This window comes from Burkholderia sp. RF7-non_BP4, from assembly GCF_001521935.1.
GTDB classification, from domain to species: Bacteria; Pseudomonadota; Gammaproteobacteria; order Burkholderiales; family Burkholderiaceae; genus Burkholderia; species Burkholderia diffusa.
This window is the reverse complement of record NZ_LOTA01000095.1, coordinates 215280-239309: the sequence shown is the minus strand read 5'-3', so window position 1 is coordinate 239309 and position 24030 is coordinate 215280. Positions and strand designations below refer to the sequence as shown.

23 protein-coding genes are annotated in these 24030 nt (G+C 67.6%); 12 read left to right on the top strand and 11 right to left on the bottom strand.

The genetic code is table 11. From position 1 onward, the window contains the following. Nucleotides 1-70 precede the first annotated feature (70 nt). Nucleotides 71-259, bottom strand: a complete 189-nt coding sequence (locus WS49_RS30990) for a DUF2964 family protein (protein ID WP_012464867.1) — start codon at nt 257-259, stop codon at nt 71-73. A 289-nt stretch (nt 260-548) separates the two neighbouring features. Here WS49_RS30990 and WS49_RS30985 point away from each other — a divergent pair, with 289 nt between their 5' ends. Genes WS49_RS30985 through ftsH form a run of 3 tightly spaced genes read left to right on the top strand, consistent with a single transcriptional unit; the run spans nt 549 to nt 3685 of the window. Continuing rightward, nucleotides 549-1196, top strand: coding sequence for a BON domain-containing protein (locus tag WS49_RS30985; RefSeq protein ID WP_059537371.1), 648 nt, complete (start codon nt 549-551; stop codon nt 1194-1196). 39 nt (nt 1197-1235) lie between these two features. Then, complete coding sequence (locus WS49_RS30980) at nt 1236-1745, top strand: BCAM0308 family protein (RefSeq protein WP_059536561.1); 510 nt, start codon at nt 1236-1238, stop codon at nt 1743-1745. 32 nt (nt 1746-1777) lie between these two features. Continuing rightward, complete coding sequence (gene ftsH / locus WS49_RS30975; protein WP_059536553.1) at nt 1778-3685, top strand: ATP-dependent zinc metalloprotease FtsH; 1908 nt, start codon at nt 1778-1780, stop codon at nt 3683-3685. Between the two features lie 52 nt (nt 3686-3737). Here ftsH and WS49_RS30970 read toward each other — a convergent pair whose 3' ends face one another. Then, the gene (locus WS49_RS30970; RefSeq protein ID WP_059536550.1) at nt 3738-5534 is read right to left on the bottom strand and encodes an adenosylcobalamin-dependent ribonucleoside-diphosphate reductase; all 1797 of its coding nucleotides are present in this window, start codon (nt 5532-5534) and stop codon (nt 3738-3740) included. 216 nt (nt 5535-5750) lie between these two features. Here WS49_RS30970 and WS49_RS30965 point away from each other — a divergent pair, with 216 nt between their 5' ends. The 4 genes from WS49_RS30965 (at nt 5751) to WS49_RS30950 (ending at nt 9083) form a co-directional block, all read left to right on the top strand. After that, complete coding sequence (locus tag WS49_RS30965; protein WP_059536547.1) at nt 5751-6686, top strand: 1-phosphofructokinase family hexose kinase; 936 nt, start codon at nt 5751-5753, stop codon at nt 6684-6686. Nucleotides 6687-6804: 118 nt separating this feature from the next. Further along, a complete protein-coding gene (locus tag WS49_RS30960) occupies nt 6805-7596 on the top strand; it encodes a polysaccharide deacetylase family protein (protein ID WP_059536543.1) in 792 nt (263 codons plus the stop codon). Further along, entirely contained in the window at nt 7593-8849 is a 1257-nt protein-coding gene (locus WS49_RS30955; RefSeq protein ID WP_059536540.1) for a putative glycoside hydrolase, read from the top strand. Before WS49_RS30960 ends, WS49_RS30955 begins: the two co-directional genes overlap by 4 nt. Before the next feature lie 45 nt (nt 8850-8894). After that, a complete protein-coding gene (locus tag WS49_RS30950; protein WP_059536535.1) occupies nt 8895-9083 on the top strand; it encodes a hypothetical protein in 189 nt (62 codons plus the stop codon). A gap of 44 nt (nt 9084-9127) precedes the next feature. Here WS49_RS30950 and WS49_RS30945 read toward each other — a convergent pair whose 3' ends face one another. Continuing rightward, nucleotides 9128-9625, bottom strand: a complete 498-nt coding sequence (locus WS49_RS30945) for a lecithin retinol acyltransferase family protein (RefSeq protein WP_059536531.1) — start codon at nt 9623-9625, stop codon at nt 9128-9130. 468 nt (nt 9626-10093) lie between these two features. Between WS49_RS30945 and WS49_RS30940 the strand changes: the two genes are divergently transcribed. Both WS49_RS30940 and WS49_RS30935 read left to right on the top strand, forming a co-directional pair. Next, nucleotides 10094-10558, top strand: a complete 465-nt coding sequence (locus WS49_RS30940; RefSeq protein ID WP_059536525.1) for a carboxypeptidase regulatory-like domain-containing protein — start codon at nt 10094-10096, stop codon at nt 10556-10558. A gap of 119 nt (nt 10559-10677) precedes the next feature. Then, nucleotides 10678-13056, top strand: a complete 2379-nt coding sequence (locus WS49_RS30935) for an exo-beta-N-acetylmuramidase NamZ domain-containing protein (RefSeq protein WP_156441480.1) — start codon at nt 10678-10680, stop codon at nt 13054-13056. Nucleotides 13057-13253: 197 nt separating this feature from the next. Here the strand turns inward: WS49_RS30935 and WS49_RS30930 are convergent, their stop codons facing one another. The 3 genes from WS49_RS30930 to groL form a co-directional block, all read right to left on the bottom strand. Further along, the gene (locus WS49_RS30930) at nt 13254-13625 is read right to left on the bottom strand and encodes an HPF/RaiA family ribosome-associated protein (protein ID WP_059536522.1); all 372 of its coding nucleotides are present in this window, start codon (nt 13623-13625) and stop codon (nt 13254-13256) included. Between the two features lie 69 nt (nt 13626-13694). After that, nucleotides 13695-14045 carry a hypothetical protein gene (locus tag WS49_RS30925; protein WP_059536517.1) on the bottom strand — a complete coding sequence of 117 codons (351 nt, stop codon included), beginning with the start codon at nt 14043-14045 and terminating at the stop codon, nt 13695-13697. A gap of 401 nt (nt 14046-14446) precedes the next feature. Further along, on the bottom strand, nt 14447-16081 hold the full coding sequence (gene groL, locus WS49_RS30920) for a chaperonin GroEL (RefSeq protein WP_059536513.1): 1635 nt from the start codon (nt 16079-16081) through the stop codon (nt 14447-14449). A 242-nt stretch (nt 16082-16323) separates the two neighbouring features. Here groL and WS49_RS30915 point away from each other — a divergent pair, with 242 nt between their 5' ends. Then, nucleotides 16324-16869, top strand: coding sequence for an Hsp20/alpha crystallin family protein (locus tag WS49_RS30915; RefSeq protein WP_059536503.1), 546 nt, complete (start codon nt 16324-16326; stop codon nt 16867-16869). A 47-nt stretch (nt 16870-16916) separates the two neighbouring features. After that, a complete protein-coding gene (locus tag WS49_RS30910; RefSeq protein WP_257127619.1) occupies nt 16917-17696 on the top strand; it encodes a flavodoxin family protein in 780 nt (259 codons plus the stop codon). A 138-nt stretch (nt 17697-17834) separates the two neighbouring features. Here WS49_RS30910 and WS49_RS30905 read toward each other — a convergent pair whose 3' ends face one another. The 5 genes from WS49_RS30905 to acsA form a co-directional block, all read right to left on the bottom strand. After that, the gene (locus tag WS49_RS30905) at nt 17835-18095 is read right to left on the bottom strand and encodes an acyl carrier protein (RefSeq protein ID WP_059536499.1); all 261 of its coding nucleotides are present in this window, start codon (nt 18093-18095) and stop codon (nt 17835-17837) included. After that, nucleotides 18092-19228 (bottom strand): dihydrolipoamide acetyltransferase family protein, encoded by a 1137-nt coding sequence (locus WS49_RS30900; protein ID WP_059536495.1) that lies wholly within the window; start codon nt 19226-19228, stop codon nt 18092-18094. Before WS49_RS30900 ends, WS49_RS30905 begins: the two co-directional genes overlap by 4 nt. 27 nt (nt 19229-19255) lie before the next feature. Beyond that, nucleotides 19256-20230 (bottom strand): alpha-ketoacid dehydrogenase subunit beta, encoded by a 975-nt coding sequence (locus WS49_RS30895; protein ID WP_059536491.1) that lies wholly within the window; start codon nt 20228-20230, stop codon nt 19256-19258. Beyond that, nucleotides 20227-21162, bottom strand: coding sequence for a pyruvate dehydrogenase (acetyl-transferring) E1 component subunit alpha (pdhA, locus tag WS49_RS30890; protein WP_257127637.1), 936 nt, complete (start codon nt 21160-21162; stop codon nt 20227-20229). The genes WS49_RS30895 and pdhA overlap by 4 nt, the downstream gene beginning before the upstream one ends. A gap of 83 nt (nt 21163-21245) precedes the next feature. Beyond that, nucleotides 21246-23015 (bottom strand): acetate--CoA ligase, encoded by a 1770-nt coding sequence (gene acsA / locus WS49_RS30885; protein ID WP_059536481.1) that lies wholly within the window; start codon nt 23013-23015, stop codon nt 21246-21248. Nucleotides 23016-23368: 353 nt separating this feature from the next. On the opposite strand from acsA, the gene WS49_RS30880 reads away from it, so the two are divergent. Then, nucleotides 23369-23995, top strand: a complete 627-nt coding sequence (locus tag WS49_RS30880) for a CBS domain-containing protein (RefSeq protein ID WP_059536477.1) — start codon at nt 23369-23371, stop codon at nt 23993-23995. Nucleotides 23996-24030 lie beyond the last annotated feature (35 nt).

The following is a 24030-nucleotide window of genomic DNA, read 5'->3' as shown; positions in this document are numbered from 1 at the left end:
CTCGGCCGGCCTCGTGACGGCTTCGTGACGGCTTCGTGACGGCGTGCCGGACCGAACCGCGCGGGGCCCGTCACGGCCGGTCGCCCGGCCCGGGATTGAGCAGCACGACGAACGCGAGGATGCTGGAGATCAGCGTGACGATCGAGTACCTGAACACCTCCTCGTCGAACAGCATCCCGTGAACGATGCCGACCAGCGACGCAATCGCGATGAACACGCTGAGCGTCGCGAGCACGATGCGGTACTGCTTGTGGATCATGACGGTCTCCCGGAAAGCGGTGGACGTCGACGGTCGTACGAATGCGAAACGTCCCGGTTGCCGCGGTTTTCACGACGTCTGCCGATTCATGATCGCGTCGCGCCTGGTCGCGCGGTTGATCTGCGTCAACGGACAAAATCGGCCGTCGCCGGCCCGTCGGCCGCCGCCATCGGCCCGCCTTTGATTGATCCTCGTCAAGCCGCCGGCGCGGCCGTGCGCGATGCTGAACAGGGTGCCGCACGCATCGCTCGCCAGCTTTGCGGCCGGCACGGGCCGACGGGAGACCGACATGAAGTCCGATGCAGTACTCAAGCAGGATGTCGAGCAGGCGTTGTTCTGGAATCCGGCGATCGATGCGCGCCGGATCGACGTCGAGGTGCGCGACCGGATCGTGACATTGCGCGGCACGGTCGACAGCTGGGCCCAGAAGCTCGAGGCGCAGAAAACGGCGCTGCACGTCGCCGATGCGCGCGCGCTGGTGCTCGAACTGAATGTCGCGCCGCCGGAGAACGCGTGCGCGGACCAGGAACTGGCGATCGCGATCACGTTCGCGCTCGGATGGCAGGAGGCGTTGCGCGATCACAAGATCGGCGTCGAGGTCGATCACGGCTGCGTGACGCTCGACGGCGAAGTCGATCATGCGTATCAGAGCCGCGCGGCGGAAGCGATGGTGAGCCGGATGATCGGCGTCGTGGGCGTGGCGAACCGCATCCGGGTGCGCGCCGACCATACGGTGCCGGACGTCGGCGCCCGGATCGCCGAGGCGCTCGCGCGCCGCGCGCAGCGCGAAACCGCGGGAATCTCGATCGACGCCACCGACGGCATCGTCACGCTGACGGGCACGGTCGCGTCGCTGGCCGAACGGCGCGCCGCATGCGGCGCGGCGGGGTCGGTGAGGGGCGTCAGGCAGGTCGTCGACCGGCTGACCGTTGCCTGACCGGCTTGCACGTGCTGTCTACTATCAGGAGAAACAGCGATGAACCGTCCGCATACCGGCTCCGGCCGAAACCATCTGCGCCGCGACAAGCGCATGCAGCCGCATACGAAAGACAGTTACCGTGATCCGAAGCGGCCGACGGGCGACCGCATCTGCGAAGGCTGCGGCGCGGTCTGCGAAGCGGGCCGCTGGACCTGGTCCGCGACCGCGCTCGACCGGCGCCAGCTCGAATGCCCGGCCTGCAAGCGCATGCGGGAAAACGTGCCGGCGGGCGAACTGGTGTTGCGCGGCGAGTATCTGCGCGCGCACCGCTCGACGATTCTCGAGCTGCTCGAGCGTCAGGCCGATCTCGAAACCAGCGAGCACGCGCTCGAACGCATCATGGACATCGAGAAATCCGCCGATTCGCTGATCGTTCGAACGACGGGCGTGCATATGGTCCGCCGCCTCGGCGAAGCGTTGCTGCATGCGCACCACGGCGATCTCGCGATCAACTATCGCGACGGCGAGGACGTGCTGCGAGCGCACTGGAAGCGCGACGACGCGTGAGCGGCGGCGGTCCGCCGGGCAGGTTCGATCCCATGAAAAAATCATTCGACTACTCCGGGTTGCTGATCCCGATCGCGTTCGCCGTGCTGGTCGCGGTTCAACTGCTGGCGCGCCAGCCGGCGGCGACGTCGATTTCCTACAGCGATTTCCACCATCTGGTGGACGCACGGCTCGTCGACGATCTCGAGATCGGCCAAACGTCGATCTCGGGCACGCTGCGCATGCCGCAGGCCGGCGCCGCGCTGCCCGCGTCCGACGCGGCCGAGGTGAAGGAGATCGGCCCGCCGTGGCGCTTCACGACGAACCGGGTGAGCGACGAAGGTTTGGTCGCCGCGCTGACGGCCGCCGGAATTCGCTACCGCGGCGCGACGGATACGGGCTGGATCGGGACGCTCGCGTCATGGATCTTCCCGTTGATCGGCTTCGTCGTGATCTGGAGTTTCATGATGCGACGGCCGGGCGGGATGCGGGACCTGAGCGGCATGGGCAAAAGCCGCGCCCGCGTGTACATGCAGAAGGAAACCGGCATCACGTTCGACGATATCGCGGGCATCGACGAGGCAAAGGCCGAGTTGCAGCAGATCGTCGCGTTCCTGCGCAACCCCGAACGCTACCAGCGGCTCGGCGGCAAGATCCCGAAGGGCGTGCTGATCGTCGGTGCGCCCGGCACCGGCAAGACGCTGCTGGCCCGTGCGGTCGCCGGCGAGGCCGCGGTGCCGTTCTTCACGATCAGCGGCTCGGCGTTTGTCGAGATGTTCGTCGGCGTCGGCGCGGCGCGTGTGCGCGATCTCTTCGAGCAGGCGCAGCAGAGCGCGCCGTGCATCGTGTTCATCGACGAGCTCGACGCGCTCGGCAAGGCGCGCGGCGTCGGCCTGATGTCGGGCAACGACGAGCGCGAGCAGACGCTCAACCAGTTGCTCGTCGAGATGGACGGCTTTCAGGCCAATTCGGGGGTCATCATCATGGCCGCGACCAACCGGCCGGAGATCCTGGATCCCGCGCTGCTGCGCCCCGGGCGTTTCGACCGTCACATCGCGATCGACCGGCCGGACCTGACCGGACGCAAGCAGATCCTGGCCGTGCATACGAAGCGCGTGAAGCTCGCGCCGGAAGTCGACCTGGCCGAGCTGGCGCAGCGCACGCCGGGCTTCGTCGGCGCCGATCTCGCGAATGTCGTCAACGAAGCCGCGTTGCATGCGGCCGAACTCGGCAAGCCCGCGATCGGGATGGCCGATTTCGACGAAGCCATCGATCGCGCGATGACCGGCATGGAGCGCAAGAGCCGCGTGATGAACGAACAGGAAAAGCGGACCATCGCGTATCACGAGTCGGGGCATGCGCTCGTCGCGCAAAGCCGCGCGCACTGCGACCCCGTGAAGAAGGTGTCGATCATCCCGCGCGGAATCGCGGCGCTCGGTTACACGCAGCAGGTGCCGACCGAGGATCGCTACGTGCTGCGCAGGAGCGAATTGCTCGACCGGCTCGACGTGTTGCTCGGCGGGCGGGTGGCCGAGGAAATCGCGTTCGGCGACGTGTCGACGGGCGCGCAGAACGATCTCGAACGCGCGACCGCGCTGGCGCGCCACATGGTGATGCAGTACGGGATGAGCGAGAAGATCGGCCTCGCGACGCTCGACGACGGCGCACGCCAGGGCGGGGCGCCGGGCGTATGGACGCCGGGCGACGGTCACTGCAGCGAGCACACGGCGCAACTGATCGACGAAGAGGTGCGCGCGCTGCTCGAGGATGCGCATGCGCGGGTCGCGGCGACGCTCGGCGCGCACCGCGATGCGCTTGAACGGATCGCGAGCAGCTTGCTGCAACACGAATCGATCGATCACGACATGCTGGTGGCGCTCATCGCGCCGCCGGACGATGCCGGCGACACGCCCCGGCCGGCGGAAGCCGACTCGGAAACGACCACGGGCGTCTCCGCCTGAAGCAACGACCGCCGCGATCGCGCCGGACGCCTGCCGCCGGCCATCGCATCGTTCAACAGCCGATGCAGACCGGGCCGTCGCGCCGCGCGCGCGCCGCGTCGTCGGTCACGACCGACGCGAGCCGCGGATCGGGCCGGAAAACCGTGATGCCCTTGAGCCCGTCGCGCCACGCCTGGAAGAACAACGCGTCGACCTCCGCGAGCGAACACTGGCCGGGCATCGTCACGGTCTTCGAGATGCCGGCGTCGACGCACGGCTGCAGCGCCGCGAGCATCGCGACATGATCCGCCGGCGCGATTTCCGCGGCCGTGACGAAATAGCCCGGCAGCTTGACGGTCTCGCCATGCAGCGCGCGGAACAGCCGGTAAGCGTGATTCTCCGCACGAAACGGCCGGACCTGCCCGTCGGCGGTGCGGACCATGCGACGCTGCGTCCAGCCGACGGCCGGCTCGATCCCGTTCGAACAGTTGTCGCAGAACGCGAGGCTCACGCTGCCGGCCGGCGCGAACGACAGCAGATGGCTGTTGCGCAGCCCGTGCCGCGCGATCGCGTGATGCACCTTCAGCGGCAACAGCGTGCGAGACGCGGGGCCGGTCAGATAGGCGTCCGGGTCGTAGGCCGGAAACGCGCCGCGCTCGGCGGCAAGCGCGGCCGATGCGGCAAACGCATGCTCGCGCATCGTCAGCACGATCCCGCGTGCGAGCGTGCGTGCTTCCGCGCTGTCGTAGCGCAGCCGCAGCATCGTCAGCGCGTCGGCCAGCCCGGTCACGCCGACCCCGATGCGCCGTGTCCGCCGCGCCTCATATTCGTGCGCGGCGAGCGGCCACGCGGTCAGGTCGAGCACGTTGTCGAGCATGCGGACCTGGATGCGCACCGCGTCGGCGAGCGTCGCGACATCGAAGCGCGGCTTCCCGTCGACGCCGAACGGGTAAAGAACGAACCGCGACAGGTCGATCGGCCCGAGCACGCAACTGCCGTACGGCGGCAGCGGTTGTTCGCCGCACGGGTTCGTCGCGTCGATTCGCTCGTGCTCGCGCAGCGGATTCGCATCGCGGATCGTGTCGAGGAACAGCAGGCCGGGTTCGGCGCTGTCGCGCGCGGCGTTGACGATCTCGTGCCAGAGCGTGCGGGCCGGCACCGTCGCGTAAAGGTAACGTCCGTCCGGCCGCCGGGGCGTTGCGGCGGAAGCGGAGGCGGGCGGCGCATGATGAACGAGCGCCCACGGCAGGTCGTGCCGGACCGCCTCCATGAACGCGTCCGTGACGCCGACCGACAGGTTGAACGTCGGCCAGCGCGAGCGTCCGCGCTTGGCCGCGACGAATGCGACGAGGTCCGGATGATCGCAGCGCAGCACACCCATTTGCGCGCCCCGGCGCGGGCCGGTGAACGGCAGCGCCCGGCACATCGCATCGAAGCGGTCGATCGCCGCGCAGGCGCCGCGCCCGGATGACAGGCGCCGTTCGTAAGCGTCGGCGGGTGGCACCGGCGAGAAGTCGTAGCCGATTCCACCGCCCATCAGCAGCGTGACCCGTGCGTCGTCGAGCGCCTGCGCGAGCGCCGTGTCGACGGCCTGCACGGGGGTGTCGCCAGGAATCGCGAGCGGATGGACGAAGCAGTTGACCATCGTTCCGCCGTTGTCCGCGCCGGCATTCGCGAGGATGCGGCCCGCGCCGATCGCGCCACGCTGCAGGTTCACGAAGAACGCGCGCTCCACCTGCGCGCGGCGCTCGGCCGGCTCGGCGAGCGACAGCGCACGGGCGACGCGATGGAAGACGGCCGCGCGAGACGTTTCGCCGGGTTGCGCATAGCGCTCGGCGAACACGGTGGTGCAAAGCGGCTGCTCATCCATGGCGGGGCTCGGCAACGATGAATGATTCACTGTAAGAGCCTGCCCGAACGTGTCGTTGATCGAGCGCAACCGTGCACCTTCGCGACATCGCTTGACGGCGGTCAACGCCGCGACCGGCGTCGAACGTAAGGTGGAGCCACGGCCGGCACGCAGCGGTTGCCGCGAATCGCCGCGCCGGCGTCCGTCGCGCCAGCCATCGACTGCGAACCACGCACCATGACCGATATCGTTACCGTTACCTTGAATCCGGCCGTCGATGTCGCGACGTCCGTCGAGCACATCGTCGATACGCACAAGCTGCGCTGCGCACGGCCGCGGCGCGACCCCGGCGGCGGCGGGATCAACGTCGCCCGAACCATTCACCGCCTCGGCGGCGACTGCGTCGCGCTGTACCTGGCCGGCGGGCCGACCGGCGACGTGCTGACGCTGCTGCTCGAAGCCGAGCGCCTGCCGGCGGTGCGCATCCGGATCGCCGGCGAGACGCGCGAGAACGTGTGCGTGACCGAGACCGCGACCGGGCGCGAATACCGGTTCCTGATGCCGGGGCCGATGGTCACCGAGGCCGAGTGGCGCGACTGCGCAGCCCGTATCGACGCCATGCAACCGGCGCCGCGCTACCTCGTGCTGAGCGGCAGCCTGCCGCCCGGCGCGCCCGACGACCTGTATGCGACGCTCGCGCGGACCGCCCGGGCACGGGGCAGCCGGGTGGTCGTCGATGCGGCGGGCAGGGCGCTGCAAGCGGCCCTCGAGGCCGGCGTTCATCTCGTGAAGCCCAGTCTCGGCGAACTGAGCGCGCTGGCCGGCGAACCGCTCGACGACACGTCGGCATGCCGGAAGGCCAGCGAACTCGTCGCGCGAGGGCAAGCCGACATCGTCGCGTTGACGCTCGGCGCGCGCGGCGCATGGGTCGTCACGCGCGACGGCGCGCTGCGCCTGCCCGGCAGGCCGGCAGCGGTATGCAGCACGGTCGGCGCCGGCGACAGTTTCGTCGGCGGCATGGTCTGGGCGCTGGCACGCGGCGTGCCGTTCGACGAAGCGTGCCGCTATGCGCTGGCGGCATCGGCCGCGTCGGTCGAGCACCCGGGGACCGCGCTGTGCACGCGCGACGACGTCGAACGGATTCATGCCGAACTGGTTGCGCAGGCAAGCTGACGACCACGCGGCGTGACGCGTGCACGATCGCGTCGACGCACGATCGATCGTTGATCTGGCTCAGCGGTTTTCGCGCTGCGATCGAGAAAAATGGGGCAGCCATTCCACGAGACCCGCCATGGCCTTTCGCCTGATCGCCTGCCTGCTCCTGTTGTCGTGTATGCCGCCGGCTTCGTCCGCCGACGTCGCGACCGTCGATTCGCCATCGCAGCGTGTGCTGATCCTGGCCTACCACCGGTTCGCCAGCGCGCAACTGGATTCGATGACGGTCCGTACCGAGACGTTCCGCCACCAGCTGCAGGCAATCGAGGCGAACGGCTACCGCATCGTGCCGCTCGCCGACGTCGTGCGCTGGCATGACGGTCAGGCCGATGCCGTGCCGGCGCGCGCGGTCGCGATCACCGTCGACGACGGTCATCGCTCCGTCTACGACGTGCTGCGCCCGTTGCTGGCCGCCCATCCGATGCCGGTCACGCTGTTCATCTATCCGTCGGCCATCTCCAACGCCAGCTATGCGATGACATGGGACCAGTTGCGCACGCTCGGGCAGTCCGGCGGCGTCGACATCGAGTCCCACACGTACTGGCATCCGAATTTCCGCACCGAACGCGCCCGACTCACGCCGGACGACTACCTGCGCTTCGTGTCGTTCCAGTTGAGCCGGTCCCGCGAACGGCTCGAGTCCGAAACCGGCCAGCCGGTCCGGATGCTGGCCTGGCCGTTCGGCGTCCATGATGCGCAGACCGATCAGCTGGCCGCTCGCGAGGGCTACGTGGCGGCCTTCACGCTCGATGCGCGCCCCGTTCGTGTCACCGACCCGGCCATGGCGCTGCCGCGCTATCTGATGACGGACGCCTGCGACACACGATGCATGAATGGATTGTTGAGAACCGCCGGGGGGAAGCCGTGATTGCACGTCTGATCGTCTGTCTGCTCGTGTCGCTCGGCGGATTCGCCGCCCGGGCGGCGCCCGTCACGATCACCGTCGTCGATGCGACGAACGGGCACCCGCTTGCCGGCGCGATCGGCCACGCGTCGGGCGCGAACCGCACCGCGGATCGCGACGGCGCGTTTTCACTCGAGATCGACGCGGCGGGGGCACGCCTCAGCGTGCGTGCGCCCGGCTATGCGCGAACCGAAGTCACGCTGGCACCCGCCGGCGGCGCACAGACGATCCGCATGACGCCGGTGCGGCCGAAAGCCGTCTATCTGTCCGCTTACGGCGTCGCGGACCGCACGCTGCGCGAGGCGGCGCTGTCCCTCCAGGACAAGACGGCGATCAACGCGCTCGTCATCGACGTGAAGGGCGACAGCGGCGTGACGCCGTATCGCAGCCTGGCGCGTGAGATCTCCGGCGCCGCGAACAATGTCGCCGGCGCCATCGTTCGTGCGCCCGATCTGCCGGAGCTGTTGCGGACGTTCCACGCGCGCGGTCTTTACCTGATCGCCCGCATCGTCGTGTTCAAGGACGACCCGCTGGCGCGCGCTCATCCCGAGTGGGCCGTGCGCGATGCAACCGGCGAGATCTGGCAGGACCGCGAGCATCAGCGCTGGATCGACCCGACCTCGCGCGCGGCCTGGCAACACAATTACGACGTCGCCGAAGAGGCGGCCCGCATGGGTTTCGACGAAATCCAGTTCGACTACCTGCGTTTTCCCGACGCCAACGGCCTCCGGTTCGCCGAGGCCAATACCGAGGCGAACCGGGTCGCGGCAATCTCGGGATTCCTGACCGGCGCGCGGGAACGGCTGCGGCCGTACAACCTCTACATGTCGGCCGACATCTTCGGGTACGTCTGCTGGAACACCGACGACACCGCGATCGGACAGCGGCTCGACGCGCTCGGGCCGGTCGTCGACTACGTGTCGCCGATGCTGTATCCGTCCAGCTTCACGTGGGGCCTGCCCGGTTGCCGGAAGCCGACCGAGCATCCGGGCGAGATCGTTTCGCGGTCGCTGGCCGAGGCGAAGCGCCGGACCGGAATGGACGGGGTCCGGTTTCGGCCGTGGCTCCAGGCGTTTCGCGACTATGCGTTCGACCACCGGCCGTTCGATGCCGACGAGATCCGCGCACAGGTCGACGCGGCCGAGGCGGCGGGCACGGACGGCTGGATGCTGTGGAACCCGCGCAATCGCTACGATCCTGCCGATTTGCCGCGCTGAGCGGCAGGTGCGGACCGGCGAGAACATGTAGGCGTCCGATCGATCATGCCGTGGAATGACGCGCGTTATCCGCCTTCGATGCGGAATCTGCCGCCGCCGGTTCGCGCCAAGGCGATCGAGATTGCCAACGCGCTGCTGCGTCAGGGGCGCACCGAGGGCAGCGCGATCCGCATCGCGATTGCGCAGGCGAAACGGTGGGGGCGTGCGCATGCCGTTTTTCGTGGCCGCGGGTGACGGTTAGGTTGACGAATGACCGAACGAAGGCGCCGCCGTAGAAGCTAGGCCACCCACCGCGCCGGACATTCGTGCACGGCCATCGCCGGATGCAGTCGCGCGGCCAGAACGCACGCCATCAGCATGACGGCGACCGCGATGCCGTGCACCGGGTTGCGCAGACACGACGCGACCTGCTCGCTCCTCGCCACACCGAACAGGCACCACAGACAGAAATGCTCGCAGTTGTTCGTGAGCAGCCGGTATTGGCATTCGCCAAGGCGCGATGCCGCGCGGCGCGCTGCTTCCGTTCCATCGTACAGCGTGCGCGCGTGACGAATGACCGCGAGCCCGAACCCGGCACGGAAGCCGTCCAGCGTGACGACCTCGACCGGACCGCCGCTCGCATGGCGCGACCATCCCGCGTAGTGAATCACGTTGCCGTCGCCGATGTAGATCCCGTGATGCAGATAGCCGCGGCGGCGGGTCACGAGGTGGGCACCGACCGGCGGTTCGCCATCCAGCATGGCGTCGTCGGCGTGCGCTGCGGTCGGATCAATCATCGCCAGCTCCTCGATCCTGCGGCGGCGGGGCGGAAGGGCCGTGCGCCGGCCGCGAAACACGTTGCGTCCTGTCACGTCTCCAGTATTGGCAGTGGAGACGCGCGGAACAATCAGCGTGGCCTGAGCTTGCTGTCCGATGTCGGGCCGCCGTGTCGGAATTTTCCGACGGGCCGTGCAATATCGGCTGACAGCCGTCACGGACGATTGCGCCGCCCGTATCCCGCTCCCCCGTGTTTTCAGGCGTGCCGTGGCATTCGGGCAGATGGGGCGCGATGACTGTCTCGCAGGGCCCGTCCGGCGTCGCTCGGCTTCGACAGGCGTGCACTTGACTTGAGTCAACGGGAAATCGACGTTCCGCGCGACGCTGACGTCGTCGTCGACGCGAATGCGCGACGCCGCCGCACGCAGCCCGTTCCGCGAACGGACGAGCGGCATCGCAGCCGTGCGGGCTCAATCAGGAGAGTGAAGATGTGGACCGGAACCGTGAAGATGCTGCTGGCGGCAGCCTGCCTGCTGAACATCGCTGCGAACGCACTGGCTGACCCGTCGACCGAGCCGGTCGTGCACAACGGTGTCACTTACATCACCGGCGGAATCGGCCAGGACGAGATCACGGCATTTCGCGATGTCGCGCCTCGCTACAACCTGCGGATCACGTTCGCATCGAAGCGGGGCCAGTATCTGTCCGATGTCGATGTCACGCTGTCGTCCGGCAAGTCGACGATTCTCGACGCGCACACGAACGGCCCGTTCCTGTTTGCCCGCGTGCCGCCGGGGCGATATACCGTGTCCGCGCACGACAGGGCCATTCAGGAAGTCAGGCACGTCGTCGTACCGGCGCGCGGCGCGGTCGATGTGCGCTTCTACTGGCACGACCCGGACCGGCACGGCGCGATACGTCTGTGCGCCGATTGTTCCGCATCGCCGCAGTAACCGGGCCGCTAGCCGCGCGTTCGTTCAGGGCCGGCGTGGCGCGAGAAGCGACGATGCGTCGGCCGGTCCCGGATCCTCCCCACGCAGCTCGACTCCGCCGATGTGACCGGCACGAAGAAATGAACGCAGTGAAACAGGCTCGTTCGCGACGATACCGCTGCGCTGCTGCGCTGACCGGCGCGCTGCTGTTCACGCTTGCGTCAGCCGGTGCGCGCGCGGAACCCGATACGGCCGCAGCGCAGCAGCAGACCACCGCGATCGACGAAGCGATCGCCGCCGAGATCGCCGACGGCCATCTTGCCGGCGCCGTGGTCGTGACGGGCGACGCGGACGGCGTGCGGGTGCGCGTCGCGCGCGGCCTGCGCGTGACGGGCGAGCACGTCGAGGCGATGACGGCCGATACCGTCTTCGATCTTGCGTCGCTGACCAAGCCGGTCGCGACGGCGGTCGCGATCATGCAGCTCGCGGAGCGCGGCATGCTGCGCCTCGACGCGCCGGCCGCGCGCTACTGGCCCGCGTTCGGCGCGCACGGCAAGGCCGGCATCACGATCCGCCAGTTGCTCGCGCATGTGTCGGGGCTGCCGGCCGGCGTGTCGTCGTCCCGCGCACTGCGCAGCCGCGCCGCCGTGCTGGCCGACATCGTCGCGATGACCCCCGGCACACCGGCCGGCACGCAGGTGCGCTACAGCGACGTCAACTACGTGGTGCTTGGCGAGATCGTCGAGCGCGTGTCGCACCGGCCGCTCGACGCGTGGTGCGCCGCACATGTGTTCGCGCCGCTCGGGATGGCGAGCACCGCGTTCCGGCCATCGGCGTCGCTGTTCGCGCGCGTGGCGCCCACCACCGTTCGCGATGGCCGTTTGCTGCGCGGGCGCGTCCACGATCCCGTCGCGGCCGCGATGGGCGGCGTCGCCGGCAATGCGGGCCTGTTCGCGAGTGCGGACGATCTGGCGCGCTTCGCGCGCATGCTGCTGAACGGCGGCGCGCTCGGCCCGGTGCGCGTGCTGGCGCGCCGCAGCGTCGCCGCGCTCGAAACGCCTGCCACGCTCGACGCGGCAGGCGACCTGCACACGCCCGGCTGGGCGGTCGGGCCGCCGCTCGTCGCGAACCGCTACCGGCTGCCGCCGCTCGGCGCGCTGCAACACCTCGGCTACACGGGCACGGCGCTGTGGATCGATCCGGTGACGCGCCGCTTCGCGATCGTGCTCACCAGCCGGCTGTATCCCGACGAAACCGGCACGGCGATGCCACTGCGCTCGCTCGTGCTCGGCATCGTGTCGAGCGAGGCCGCGGCCGTGACGTCGTCGCGGATTGCGACGCGCGTGCCCGCGATGGCGGCGGCCGTCGCGCAAGCCGCCCGGTTGCCGGTATCGCGCGGGCCGGTGCTGGCCGGCATCGACGTGCTCGCGGCGAGCGGCTTCGCGGCCGTCGCGGGCAAGCGCATTGCGCTCGTCACGAACCGCAGCGGCTTCGACCGGTTCGGCCGGCGCACGGTCGACCTGCTCGCGCAGGCGCCGGGCGCGCGGCTCGTCGCGCTGTTCGCGCCCGAGCACGGGCTCGGCACCGACGTCGACGAGACATTCGGCGACACGCTCGACACTGCGACCGGTGTGGTCGTTCACAGCCTCTACGGCGACCGCCGCAGGATCGCGCCCGCGCTGCTCGCCGATGTCGACGTGCTGGTGTTCGACCTGCAGGACGCGGGCGTACGCTTCTTCACGTATCTGGCCACCCTCGGCTACGCGCTCGAGGCCGCCGCCGCCGCGCATCGCCCGGTGCTCGTGCTCGACCGCCCGGACCCGCTGGGCGGCGATGTGTCCGGCGGCCCCGTGGCCGATGCCGGGCCGGCCACGTTCACCGGTTATTACCCGTTGCCGCTCCAGCCCGGCATGACGCTTGGCGAACTGGCGCGACTGTTCAACGACCGTCTGCATATCGGCGCGGCGCTGACCGTGGTGCCGATGGCGAACTACGTGCGCGCGATGCGCTTCGACGATACCGGGCTCGGCCGGGTGCCGCCATCGCCGAACCTGCGCGATGGCGCCGCGTTGTCGCTGTACCCGGAGACGGGGCTCATCGAGGGCGCGGCGATCAGTGTCGGGCGCGGTACCGCGACACCGTTCGGCGTGGTCGGCGCGCCGTGGATCGACGCGCGCGTCCTTGCGGACGATCTTCGCGCGATGCGGCTGGACGCGACGTTCTCGCCGGTTCGCTTCGTGCCCACGGAGGGGCCGTATCGCGGCAGGGTGTGCGAAGGGGTGCGCATCGACCGGCCGCCCGGCGCGGCACGGCCGGGCGAGATCGGGCTGGCACTCGCACTGGCGCTGCACCGGCGTTATCCGGCGCGGTTCCGGATCGATGCGATCCGTGCATCGGTCGGTTCGCGCGAGGTGGCGGACATGCTGGAGGCGGGGCGGTCGCTCGACGAGATCGAGCGCGTGGTCGTTGCGCAGGAGGCGGCGTTCGCGCCCGAGAGAGCAGCATTTCTGCTGTACTGAGCGGATGCAAAGGCGTCGGCAAGCGTGACGCCGATACGAGATCAGCCGCGACTTCGCCGACACGGCTCGGTCGATCCGTCTCGACGATTCGATGGGCGATCGCATATCGGATCGACGCGGCATCGCTTCGCAACTCGCGCTGGTCGAGCGCGCACGTTGCCCGACTGCCGACGGGCGCACGCACGCGCAAAAGCGCGCTATTCGTGCGCCTCCGATCGCGTGGCAGGAGCGGCCGAACGTTCATCGTGCCGTTTGCCGCGGCCTCGCTGCTTCCGTCCCGTGTCTTCGAGCATTCTCGTGACGTTGCTGAAGGCATTGCGCAGCGCGACGTAGACATCCTCGTCGCGCTCCTTGCTGGATACCAGTTGATGTCCGGGAATCGTGACTTCGATCCGGATATTGAACGGTTTCCCCTGATGATCGTGCTTCTCGTCCAGCACGACGTTGATCCGGCAATGCGAGATGTCCTGCCGGAATCGATCGAGTCTGGATGCATGCCGGGCGGCTGCCGCCTCGAGCGCGTCCGAGCGCGGCATGCCTTGAAATACCAGTTCGTAAGGTGGCTTCATTGCTTGATCCGTTGATGGCTGATGAATGCCGGTCGTGCCCCGTCGTGCCGGCGCCCCTGAGACTCCGGTTCAGAACGTGGCGATCTGAAGGACGACATCGAACGCGATGACCAGTGCCGAGCACAGAACGCCGAGCGCCAGGTTCGCGAGCCGATGCTCGACGTCCGGATGCTTGCCTACCCATGCCGTCATGAAGAACAACCCGTCGAGAATCACCTGCAGTGCAAATACGAACAACATCAGCGTGAACTCGTAGCCAGCCTGCGGCAGTTGCGCGAAATTCCAGCCATGCCGGCTTACCCAATAGCCGATCCGGTAGACCTCGTAGCCGGCCAGCAGCAGAGGAAACACGTAGGAAACGAAATACGTCGGCACGGTCGCATGCCGAAACTCAGGTAGGAAATGATGTCCGGTCTGCATGGTTGCCTCCCAGCCTGGACGCGTGCGTCAGGACGACTGTCGTTCACGTTTCCAGCCTAGGCTGTCGGGGCAGCCGCCACTTGACACGCATCAACGGCGGCTTTTATGGAACGCGCCGGCCCGTGGAAACGAGACGATTCCATCGAGAGCGTGTCCGGCCACGCGGACGACAAGGTGTGACCAGCATCAACGGCTGATCGGCTGGAAGGGTGAAATTCCGATCGTGCCATCGACGCGAATCGCAAACACGATATCGAACGGGAACCGCCCCGGGATCCGGCATCCGGGGCGAGAATGGCTGCCCTGGGGCAACTGTGGCACCGGCCGCTCCGTGGCCGACATGAATTCCGCGTATCCCCGCTGGCAAGTCGTACAAGAGCCACCGGCGGCACACTGATGGATCAGCCGAGTTCGTCGCCCCAGTTTCCCGATTCCGCGACGCCCGGTGATGCGGCCGTGCGTGGGCGATGCGCGATCATGCAATCGGTCGTGAGCAGCAGCGACGCGACCGAGATCGCGTTCTGTAGCGCCGAACGCGCGACCTTGACCGGGTCGACGATTCCGGCAGCAATCATGTCCCCATATGTCGCCGTTGCCGCGTCATAGCCGAACGGTCCGGTCGCGGCATCGACTGCGTGTACGACGGCCTGCGCGTCCGCTCCGGCGTTTTCGGCGATCTGACGCAGCGGGGATGCCAGCGCGTCGTGCACGATTCGCGCGCCGGTGCGCTGCGCGTCCGTCAAGTCCGTGCGATTGCCTTCGAGCGCGCGCCGTGCACGCAGCAGTGCGACGCCACCGCCCGGCACAATGCCTTCCTCCATCGCGGCGCGCGTCGCATGCAAGGCGTCCTCGAAGCGATTCTTGCGCTCGCGCAGCGCGGTTTCCGTCGCGGCGCCGACGCGAATCACCGCGACGCCGCCCGCGAGTTTCGTCAACCGGCGCGTGAGTGCGTCGCGCTCGTATCCGGCCGGTGTCGCCGCGATACGCGTACGCAGCGCCTGGACGCGGTCGTCGATGTGCTGGCGTTCGCCTCGCCCGGCGATGACGGTCGTCGTCTCGCGCGTGATCTCCACGCGCCGCGCGGCACCGAGATCGTCCAGCGTCGTGCGCTCGAGTGTTCGTCCGGCCTGAACGGAAATGACCGTTGCGCCAGTCAGCGCGGCGAGGTCGGCGAGCTGCTCGGTACGCGCCTCGCCGAATCCGGGCGAGCGGATCGCGCACGATTTCAGCGTGCCGCGCAGGTGGTTGACGACAAGGGTCGCCAGCGCTTCGCCTTCCACTTCGTTCGCGACGACGAGAAGCGGCTTGCCGGTGCTGCTGAGCGCCTCGAGTACCGGCAGCAGCTGTGCGATCGCGCTGATGTTCATGTCGCAGAGCAGGATGCGCGGCTCGTCAAGGACGATGCGATGATTGTCCGAATCGACGAACAGTGGCGACAGATAGCCGCGATCGATCAGCGAGCCGTCCACCGTCTCGAGTTCGTCGTCGAGCTTCGTGCCGTCCTCGATGCTGATCGCGCCGTCCCTGCCCACACGCTCGACGGCCTGTGCGACGAGCGCGCCGATCGTGCTGTCGCCGCTGGCGGAAATCGTCGCGATCTGGCGCATTTCGTCCGCGCTGGCGCACGGTTTCGACACGCGGTGCAGTTCGGCGACCACGTCGCGGCCGGCCGCTTCGATCGCGCGCTTGAGCGCCATCGGATCGTGCCCGGCAGTGACGCACTTGATGCCTTCCGCAACGATGGCCTGTGCCAGGGTGGTGGCAGTGGTCGTGCCGTCGCCGGCGACTTCGCTGGTGCGGGTCGCCACTTCGCGCAACAACCGTGCGCCCATTTCCTCGAACGGGTCGGGCAAGTCCACAGCGCTGGCGACGACGACGCCAGAGTTCGCGACCAGCGGCGCCGTGCCGGCCCGCTCGACGATCACGTTGCGCCCGCCCGGGCCGAGCGTGAGCTTGACTGCCTCGGCCATCGCGTTGACGCCTTTGAGCAGTCGTTGGCGAGCATCCTGATGAAAGACAAGCGATTTTGCGGGCACGATACACCTCCTGTGCGACGAAGCCGGGCACGATGCGCCTCGGGGCCGGCGACCGATACGCATATTCCACCTGCCGGCGCGTCGTGCCGATTGACCTGGGTCAACGAGCGCCACGCGTTTCGCACCGCCATGTGCTCGCCCAGGAGCCTTCGGTGTCCCCATCCTGAGCGTTGATCTCCGTCAATTGCCGCGGTCATCGCCAATCGAGAATAAACGCATCACTGACGAGAAGGAGGCACGACATGAAAGAATCGTCCACGAAACTGCCGGTCAACAAGCCGCAGGAGAGTGCGGAGCATGCGCCGATGGGGGCGCCGTACTGGCATCCGATCGAAACGCTGCGCCATGAGATGGACCGTCTCTTCGACGATTTCAATCGCAGCGCGGGCATGCCGTCGGTGCGGCGACCGATTTTCAACCTCCAGCCATTCTGGCGCCGCGATCACGAATGGAGCGCAGAGCCCGCGGTCGACTTCGCGGAAACCGACAAGTCATACGAAATCACAGCTGAATTGCCCGGGCTGGACGAGAAGGACATCGAAGTCAAGCTCGCGAACGGCGGCTTGTCGATCCGCGGCGAAAAGCAGGAAGAAAAGGAGGAGCAGCACAAGGACTATTACGTCCACGAGCGCCGCTTCGGCTCGTTCGAGCGCTACTTTCGCATGCCCGACGGGGTCGACAGAAACAAGATCGAGGCGTCGTTCCAGAAAGGCGTTCTGACGGTCACGCTGCCGAAGACGCAGGAAGCTCGCAAGGCCGAGAAGAAGATCGAGGTCAAGGCAGGCTGAAACTGGTGGGGGCATCCGCCGACGCATGCCGGCGGATGCCGGTGCACATGCTTTCCGTTTGCTTCTCGATCGCTGGATCATGTCGTGACACACCGACATTCGGGCGGTCGACGAAAGGCGGTCCTGCATGCGCCATGCATGGAGAGCCGATAACCGGGATATCGGCGACGCCGCACTTGAGCCAGTCGTTGCACCGTCGCGTGCAATCGGCACACACCCGGACCGATTTTCTCCGGATCGCCCGCGCTTCGTGGCGAATGAATTCAACGGACGCACGCGCCGCCCGACCAGCGTGCATGAGGGAGGTCGTCATGTATGCCGGCAAGGTTCTCGTCGTGTTCTATTCGCGCACCGGCACGACCCGCCGGGCCGCATCGGCGCTGGCCGAGATGCTCGACGCCGACGTCGAGGAAATCGTCGTCACGCGCGATCGTGCCGGCCCGTTCGGCTATCTGCGTTCGCTCGTCGAAGCAATCAACCAGAAGCCGGCGGAGATCGTCGCGGCGAAGCGCGACCCGTCCACGTACGATCTCGTGGTGATCGGCTCCCCGGTCTGGGCAGGCTGCGTATCGTCGCCGGTGCGGGCGTATCTCGTCGCGAATCAGCGACGCCTGCCGCGTGTCGCATTCTTTTGCAGCTTCGCGCAACGTGGTGCGGACTCCGCACTCACGCAAATGCGGACGCTGGCACGCAAGTCGCCGCTCGCCGAATGTCGCGTGACGCCGCGCGAAACGTTGCATGGCGATGCCAGCCCGATTTTGACGGCATTTGCCGAACAGGCCGCGCGCAGGCTGGCGGAAGCGGTCGCGACGACTGCGGCGCGTTGAAGCAAGCGCGGGCGAGCGAGCGGGGCAATGGACGGCACTGCTCTCGGGCACCGGCGCGCGAGACCGCGCGCCGTCGCGCGACGGAGTGGCACACGCTCCGACGCCGGCGCAATCGCTCGCTTGCGCGATGGACCGGCGTCAAGACACCGGTCGATGAGCGTCTGCGGCCGCGAGATAGCCGACGATATCGTCGAGCGTAACCAGACGACCGTAGTCGCGCTCCGGGATCTCCACCTTCAGCCGCGCATGAAGGCCAGTCAGAACATTGAGCCAGTCCATCGAATCGAGATCGACTTGACTGCGCAACGGACGATCCGCGCGCAGCGTCGACGGATCGAGTTCCGGCGCGACGGATGCAAGGGTTTCCAGTACGACCGAAAGGATGTCTGCATTGTTCATCGGTTCAACTCCTCGGGGTGCTGCAGCAATTCACCCAGTTCAACCAGGAACAGCGCGCCGCGATGGCCGTCGGATACGCGGTGGTCTGCCGAGAGGCTGGCGGTCGTCACCGGCATGATCTTCAGCCCGCCGTCTTCGGCCCACGGCCGCTCAATGATTCGCCCGAACCCGACGAGCGCGACCTGGGGAGGATAGATGATGCCGAACACCTCGGCGGCACCGCGATCGCCGAGATTCGTCACGGTAATCGTCGATTCCGACAACTCCGAACTCCGCAGCGAGCCCGCGCGACATCGCTGCGTCAGGTCGAGCAGTTCGCGCATCAGTTGGTTCAGGGGCTTGGCATCCGCATCGAGCAACGCGGGCGCCACCAGCCCGCCCTGGCGCAGCGAGATTGCCACGCCGAGATGCACGGCGCCGGCCGGCTGGAAGACGCCCTCCCGATGGAACCCGTTCAGCTCCGGAAATCGACGCAGCGTGAGCGCGACCGCCTTGAGCAGGAGCGCTGCCGGAAGCAGCCTGTCGGTCACGGAACGCATCGCGTTCTCGGCCGCGAGCCATGCCAGCGCCTTTCCCAGCGGAATCGTCTCGGACACGTAGTAGTGCGGAATCTCGCGCTTCGAACGCTCCATCGCGGCCGCGATCACCCGTCTCATTTCCGGAAAGCGCTCGCCGGGCGTGCCGGGCGCGGGCGAACCCGCCGCCGCGATCGTCCGTTCGACGTCGGCAAGCGTCACCGAGCCCGCCGGGCCGGTGCCCGTGACACTGTCGGGATCGACCCGGTGCTGCTGCGCCAGCTTGCGCGCGGCCGGCGAGATCTTGCGGCGAGGTGCCGCGCCGGTGGCCGCGGCGGGTGCCGCCGGTTGGCGCGTATGCCGCGCCGCCGGCGGTGCTTCTCCGGGCTCGAGCAGCGTGGCCATCGGTGTGCCGACGGGGATCCGTTCGCCCGGGTTCACGAACAATTCGTCGACCGTTCCCTCGTGCCAGCTCTCGACATCCACGGCCGCCTTGCTCGTGTCGACGATCGCGACAACCTGGCCTTTCTTGACCACGTCGCCAGGCTTGACCTTCCATTCGAGGAGCGTCCCCTCGTCCATGTCCGCTCCCATGGAAGGCAACGTGAATTCGATCATGCGTCCCCCTTCGGAGTTTGTCAGCAATCACGAAAACAATTGTTTCACCGCGGTGACGATCTTGTCGACTTGGGGTAATGCCGCGTCTTCCATGTGCCGGGCGTAAGGAATCGGCACATCTTCGGCGCACACGCGTGCCGGCGGTGCATCGAGCTCATAGAACGCCTGCTCGACGATGCGCGCGATGATCTCCGCGGCGACGCTGGCGCTGCGCCAGCATTCGTCGACGACGACCACGCGCCGGCACTTCGCTACCGACGCGATGATCGTCGCGTCGTCGAGCGGCCGCAGTACGCGCAGGTCGATCACTTCGGCGGAGATGCCGGCGGCGGCGAGCGTCTCGGCAGCATCGAGCGCCTTCGGCAGCGAGCCGCCGTACGCGAGGATGGCGACGTCCTTGCCCGCGCGGCGCACTTTCGCGGTGCGAATGTCGACACCGTCGAGGTCCGGCAGGTCTCCTTCCATGTTGTAGAGGCCCGCGTGTTCGAAGATCAGCACCGGGTCCGGATCGGCCAATGCCGGCGCCAGCATGTGGCGCGCATCCTCGACGGTCGCCGGCGCGAGCACCTTGATGCCCGGGATGCCCGCGTACCAGCCTTCGAAACTGTGCGAGTGCTGCGCGGCGACCTGGCGGCCGGCGCCCGTCGCCATTCGGACGACCAGCGGCACCGAGAATTGCCCGCCGGACATGTGGTGGTAGAGCGCTGCGGTATTGACGATCTGGTCGAGCGCAAGCAGGCTGAAGTTCACCGTCATGATCTCGACGATCGGCCGCATGCCGCCCAGCGCAGCGCCGATGCCGGCCCCCGTGAACGCGAGTTCCGACAGTGGCGTGTCGCGGATGCGCTCGGGCCCGAACGCGTCGAGCAACCCGGCCGACACTGCATAGGTGCCGCCGTAGCATCCGACGTCCTCGCCCATCAGGAACACGCGTGAATCGTTCGACAGCGCCTCGCGCAGTGCCTCGCGCAGCGCTTCGCGATAAGTGAGACGGCGGCTCATCGCGGGCCTCCCGCCGTCGTGTAGACGTCCTCTGCGAGCGCTTCGACGGGCTCCCATGCGGCGGCATCGGCAAACGCGACCGCGCGGGCGACTTCGGCTTCGACATCGGCATCGAGCGCGACGAACGCGTCCTCCGTGAGTTTGCCTTCGGCCTTGAGGCGCGCGGTGAACGTGTGGATCGGGCCGCGGGTTTTCCATGCGTCGACCTCTGCCTTCTGCCGGTAGAGTTCGGCGTCGTACATCGAATGCGCGCGGAAACGATACGTCCGCAGTTCCAGGAACATCGGGCCGGCGCCGCTTCGCACATAGGCGACCGCATCCTTCGCCGCGTCGTGTACGGCCACGATATCCATACCGTCGGTCGAGTTCGCCCGCATGTCATAGGCGGCAGCTTTCGTGCACAGGTCCGTCTGGGATTCGTGGCGCTCGACGGCAGTGCCCATCGCATACAGGTTGTTTTCGCAGCAGAACAGCACCGGAAGCCGCCAGAGCGCCGCGAGATTCATCGACTCGTGAAATGCCCCTTCGGCAACCGCGCCGTCACCGAAGAAACATGCGGTGACGCGCGTGCTCGACTGCATCTTTTCGGCGAGCGCGAGACCGACCGCCAGCGGCAGACCGCCACCAACGATCGCGTTTCCGCCGAACAGCCGGCTGCTTCGGTCGAACAGGTGCATCGAGCCGCCGCGCCCGCGAGCGCAGCCTTCGCGCTTGCCATACATTTCGGCCATCAGCACGCCCATGTCCATGCCGCGAACCAGCGCATGCGCATGCTCGCGGTAGGTCGCGACGACGTTGTCGTCGGGTGTCAGCGCATGCAGGGCGCCGATGCCGGAGGCTTCCTCGCCGATATACAGATGAAGAAAGCCGCGTATCTTTCCCGCGCCGTAGAGTTCGGCACATTTCTCTTCGAGGCGGCGCACGCGCAACATGTCGCGCAACAGCGCGAGCGCCAGATCCGCTGGATACGGCACGGGCCCTGACGGCGGAGGCGGAGGCGGGTGGTCGACGGGAGTCATGCGCCGCTCTCGAGTGTCGATGTGTCGCCTTCCACCATCCCCAACTCGCGGGCCTTGAGCAGGCGCCGCATGATCTTGCCGCTGCGAGTGTGCGGAAGCTGGCCGACGAACACGATTTCCTTGGGCGCGACCGCCGCACCCAGGCGCTTTCGCGCGTGGGCGAGCAGCGCCATCCTGAGTGCATCGTCGGGGCATTGGCCCTGGTTCAGCGCCACAAATGCCTTGATCGATTCGCCGACGACCGGGTCAGGCTTGCCGATCACCGCCGCCTCCGCGACCGCCGGATGCGCCATCAACACGCTTTCGACCTCGAACGGCCCGATCAGGTGGCCGGCCGACTTGATGACGTCGTCGGCGCGCCCGACGAACCAGTAGTAGCCATCGGCGTCCCGCCTCGCGAGATCACCGGTCAGATACCAGTCGCCGGCGAAGCATTTGCGATAGCGTGCGTCTTCGTTCAGGTAGCCGCGAAACATGGACGGCCAGCCGCGCCGGAGCGCGAGTTCGCCCTCGATGCCCGGCTCGTCGACGAGTTGCACGCCGCCACCGGCGTCGCGCTGCACGATCGCCGCATCCACGCCCGGCAGTGGCCTTCCCATCGAGCCGGGCTTGATGTCGAACGCGGGTGTATTCGCGATCATGATCCCGCCGGTCTCCGTTTGCCACCAGTTGTCGTGAATCGGTAGCCCCAGCACTGCCTTTCCCCACCAGACGGCTTCCGGGTTCAACGGCTCACCGACGCTGGCGATGAAACGCAGGTGCGGGAACGCGTGCTGCGAAGCGATCCCGGAGCCGGCTCGCATCAGCATGCGCACGGCGGTCGGCGCCGTGTACCACACGGATACGTGCTCGTCCTCGAGGAGGCCGTACCAGCGCTCCGCATCGAATTCCTCGCGGTCGACGATGGAGGTCACGCCATGGAGCAGCGGCGCGATGATCCCGTACGAGGTACCCGTGACCCAGCCGGGGTCGGCGGTGCACCAGTAGATGTCGTCCGCATGCAGGTCCAGCGCATACCGTCCGGTGACCCAGTGCGTGAGCGCCGCCGCATGCACGTGGACGGCGCCCTTCGGCGTGCCCGTGGTGCCGCTCGTGAAGTGCAGCAGCGCCATGTCTTCCGGGGACGTCGGTTCGTAGCGGCATGTGTCCGCCGCACTGGCCATCAGCGATGCGAGGTCATGGGTGCCGGGAACGGCCGTCGCCGTGCCGGGTGCGTCCGCGACGAGCAGAACGTGCTTCAGCCCCGGCATGCGTTCGCGCCACGGGGCGATCTTGCGTTCGAAGATCGTATCGGTCGTGAGCAGCACCGTTCCCGCGCCGAGATTCACGCGTGTGGCAATCGGCTCCGGCCCGAATGCGGAGAAGAGGGGGGAGACGACCGTGCCGTTCTTGAGTGCGCCGAGCACGCCGACATACATTTCGGGGATGCGTCCGGCGACGATGAACAGGCGGTCGCCCTTGCCGATACCCAGGCCACGCAGCACATTGCAGAAGCGGTCAGTCAGCGTCGCGAGTTCGGCGTAGCTGATTGCGCGGGATGGCGCATTCCGTGCGAGGAAGCGCAGGGCAATCCTGTCGCGTCCGGGGCCGGCACAATGACGGTCGACTGCCTGCCATCCGATGTTGATGCCGCCGCCCGGTTCGATGGCGAGTTCCCGCGCCGCAGCCTCCCACGAGAAACGGTGCCGTTCGCCGTCGTAGTCGACGAGATTCGGCACGACGCGCAGGTCGGCAGGTGTTTTGGCGATGATCGCTGGGACATTCATTCGGACACCATCCGGTCGGGTCGGACGTGATTCATTCTGGTCGCCGCACCCGCTTTTCCGTTGACGTGCGTCAACGCGCCGCGGTTGCCGAATCGGGCCCGACCGCGCCGCGGTGATGATGGACCACAGGATTCGGATCCACGTTGCCACGGAAGATGCCGACCGAACACGATACTGTTCGAATGGCCATATGGCGACATCCGTGTACGATCTCCCGTCTTTGATATCGGTCAAATTCGCCCGGTGTTTCTGGGTGAAGCATTCATCTTGCAGGCTGGTCGAGCTGGCTGAGCGCGTGCAGCGTCCGCCGCAGACTAGCCGGTGAAGCGCCAGTGCGTCGAAGGAGAAACCTCATGTGGGCACGTGACGTGATGACAACCTCGGTCATTTCCGCGACGCCGGAGATGAGCGTGCAGGAGGTCGCCAAGCTGCTCGCCGAGCACGCGATCAGCGCGGTTCCGGTAACGGATGCAGATGGCAGGCTGATCGGTATCGTCAGCGAAGGCGATCTTGTGCGCCGCGTCGAACTCGGCACCGGTGTCAGGCGTCGCTCCTGGTGGCTGGAGCTTCTTGCATCCAGCACTGAGCTGGCCAGCGAGTACGTAAGGGAGCATGCGCAGAAGGTGAAGGACCTGATGAGTGTCGACGTCGTCACTGTCCACGAGGACACTCCGCTGTCTGAAGTTGCGGATCTGCTGGAGCGGTACCGCATCAAGCGCGTGCCGGTCGTCAAGGATGACGAGGTGACGGGTCTGGTGAGCCGCGCCGATCTCGTGCGTGCGCTGGCCAGCGATACGCACAACCAACAGTCGCCGGTCCCACCTGCCGACGTGGAGATACGCGAGGCGATACTGAAGGCGATGTCTGGCCAACGCTGGGCGCTATCTCGGGGTCAGGTCATCGTCAAGAACGGACAGGTGCATCTCTGGGGCGTGATCTTCAGCGAGGAGGAGCGCAAAGCAGTGTGCGTCGCCGCCTAGACCGTCCCGGGGGTGAAACAGGTAATCAGTCACCT

What these genes read in the sequence shown, in the direction of transcription:
- WS49_RS30940 (WP_059536525.1), top strand. Translation starts at nt 10,094, where the DNA reads ATGTGGACCGGAACCGTGAAGATGCTGCTGGCGGCAGCCTGCCTGCTG.
- WS49_RS30985 (WP_059537371.1), top strand. Translation starts at nt 549, where the DNA reads ATGAAGTCCGATGCAGTACTCAAGCAGGATGTCGAGCAGGCGTTGTTC.
- WS49_RS30965 (WP_059536547.1), top strand. Translation starts at nt 5,751, where the DNA reads ATGACCGATATCGTTACCGTTACCTTGAATCCGGCCGTCGATGTCGCG.
- WS49_RS30895 (WP_059536491.1), bottom strand. Translation starts at nt 20,230, where the DNA reads ATGAGCCGCCGTCTCACTTATCGCGAAGCGCTGCGCGAGGCACTGCGC.
- WS49_RS30930 (WP_059536522.1), bottom strand. Translation starts at nt 13,625, where the DNA reads ATGAAGCCACCTTACGAACTGGTATTTCAAGGCATGCCGCGCTCGGAC.
- ftsH (WP_059536553.1), top strand. Translation starts at nt 1,778, where the DNA reads ATGAAAAAATCATTCGACTACTCCGGGTTGCTGATCCCGATCGCGTTC.
- WS49_RS30925 (WP_059536517.1), bottom strand. Translation starts at nt 14,045, where the DNA reads ATGCAGACCGGACATCATTTCCTACCTGAGTTTCGGCATGCGACCGTG.
- pdhA (WP_257127637.1), bottom strand. Translation starts at nt 21,162, where the DNA reads ATGTTGCGCGTGCGCCGCCTCGAAGAGAAATGTGCCGAACTCTACGGC.
- acsA (WP_059536481.1), bottom strand. Translation starts at nt 23,015, where the DNA reads ATGAATGTCCCAGCGATCATCGCCAAAACACCTGCCGACCTGCGCGTC.
- WS49_RS30915 (WP_059536503.1), top strand. Translation starts at nt 16,324, where the DNA reads ATGAAAGAATCGTCCACGAAACTGCCGGTCAACAAGCCGCAGGAGAGT.
- WS49_RS30950 (WP_059536535.1), top strand. Translation starts at nt 8,895, where the DNA reads ATGCCGTGGAATGACGCGCGTTATCCGCCTTCGATGCGGAATCTGCCG.
- WS49_RS30970 (WP_059536550.1), bottom strand. Translation starts at nt 5,534, where the DNA reads ATGGATGAGCAGCCGCTTTGCACCACCGTGTTCGCCGAGCGCTATGCG.
- WS49_RS30945 (WP_059536531.1), bottom strand. Translation starts at nt 9,625, where the DNA reads ATGATTGATCCGACCGCAGCGCACGCCGACGACGCCATGCTGGATGGC.
- WS49_RS30910 (WP_257127619.1), top strand. Translation starts at nt 16,917, where the DNA reads ATGCTTTCCGTTTGCTTCTCGATCGCTGGATCATGTCGTGACACACCG.
- WS49_RS30880 (WP_059536477.1), top strand. Translation starts at nt 23,369, where the DNA reads ATGTGGGCACGTGACGTGATGACAACCTCGGTCATTTCCGCGACGCCG.
- WS49_RS30990 (WP_012464867.1), bottom strand. Translation starts at nt 259, where the DNA reads ATGATCCACAAGCAGTACCGCATCGTGCTCGCGACGCTCAGCGTGTTC.
- WS49_RS30935 (WP_156441480.1), top strand. Translation starts at nt 10,678, where the DNA reads ATGAACGCAGTGAAACAGGCTCGTTCGCGACGATACCGCTGCGCTGCT.
- WS49_RS30905 (WP_059536499.1), bottom strand. Translation starts at nt 18,095, where the DNA reads ATGAACAATGCAGACATCCTTTCGGTCGTACTGGAAACCCTTGCATCC.
- WS49_RS30960 (WP_059536543.1), top strand. Translation starts at nt 6,805, where the DNA reads ATGGCCTTTCGCCTGATCGCCTGCCTGCTCCTGTTGTCGTGTATGCCG.
- WS49_RS30900 (WP_059536495.1), bottom strand. Translation starts at nt 19,228, where the DNA reads ATGATCGAATTCACGTTGCCTTCCATGGGAGCGGACATGGACGAGGGG.
- WS49_RS30980 (WP_059536561.1), top strand. Translation starts at nt 1,236, where the DNA reads ATGAACCGTCCGCATACCGGCTCCGGCCGAAACCATCTGCGCCGCGAC.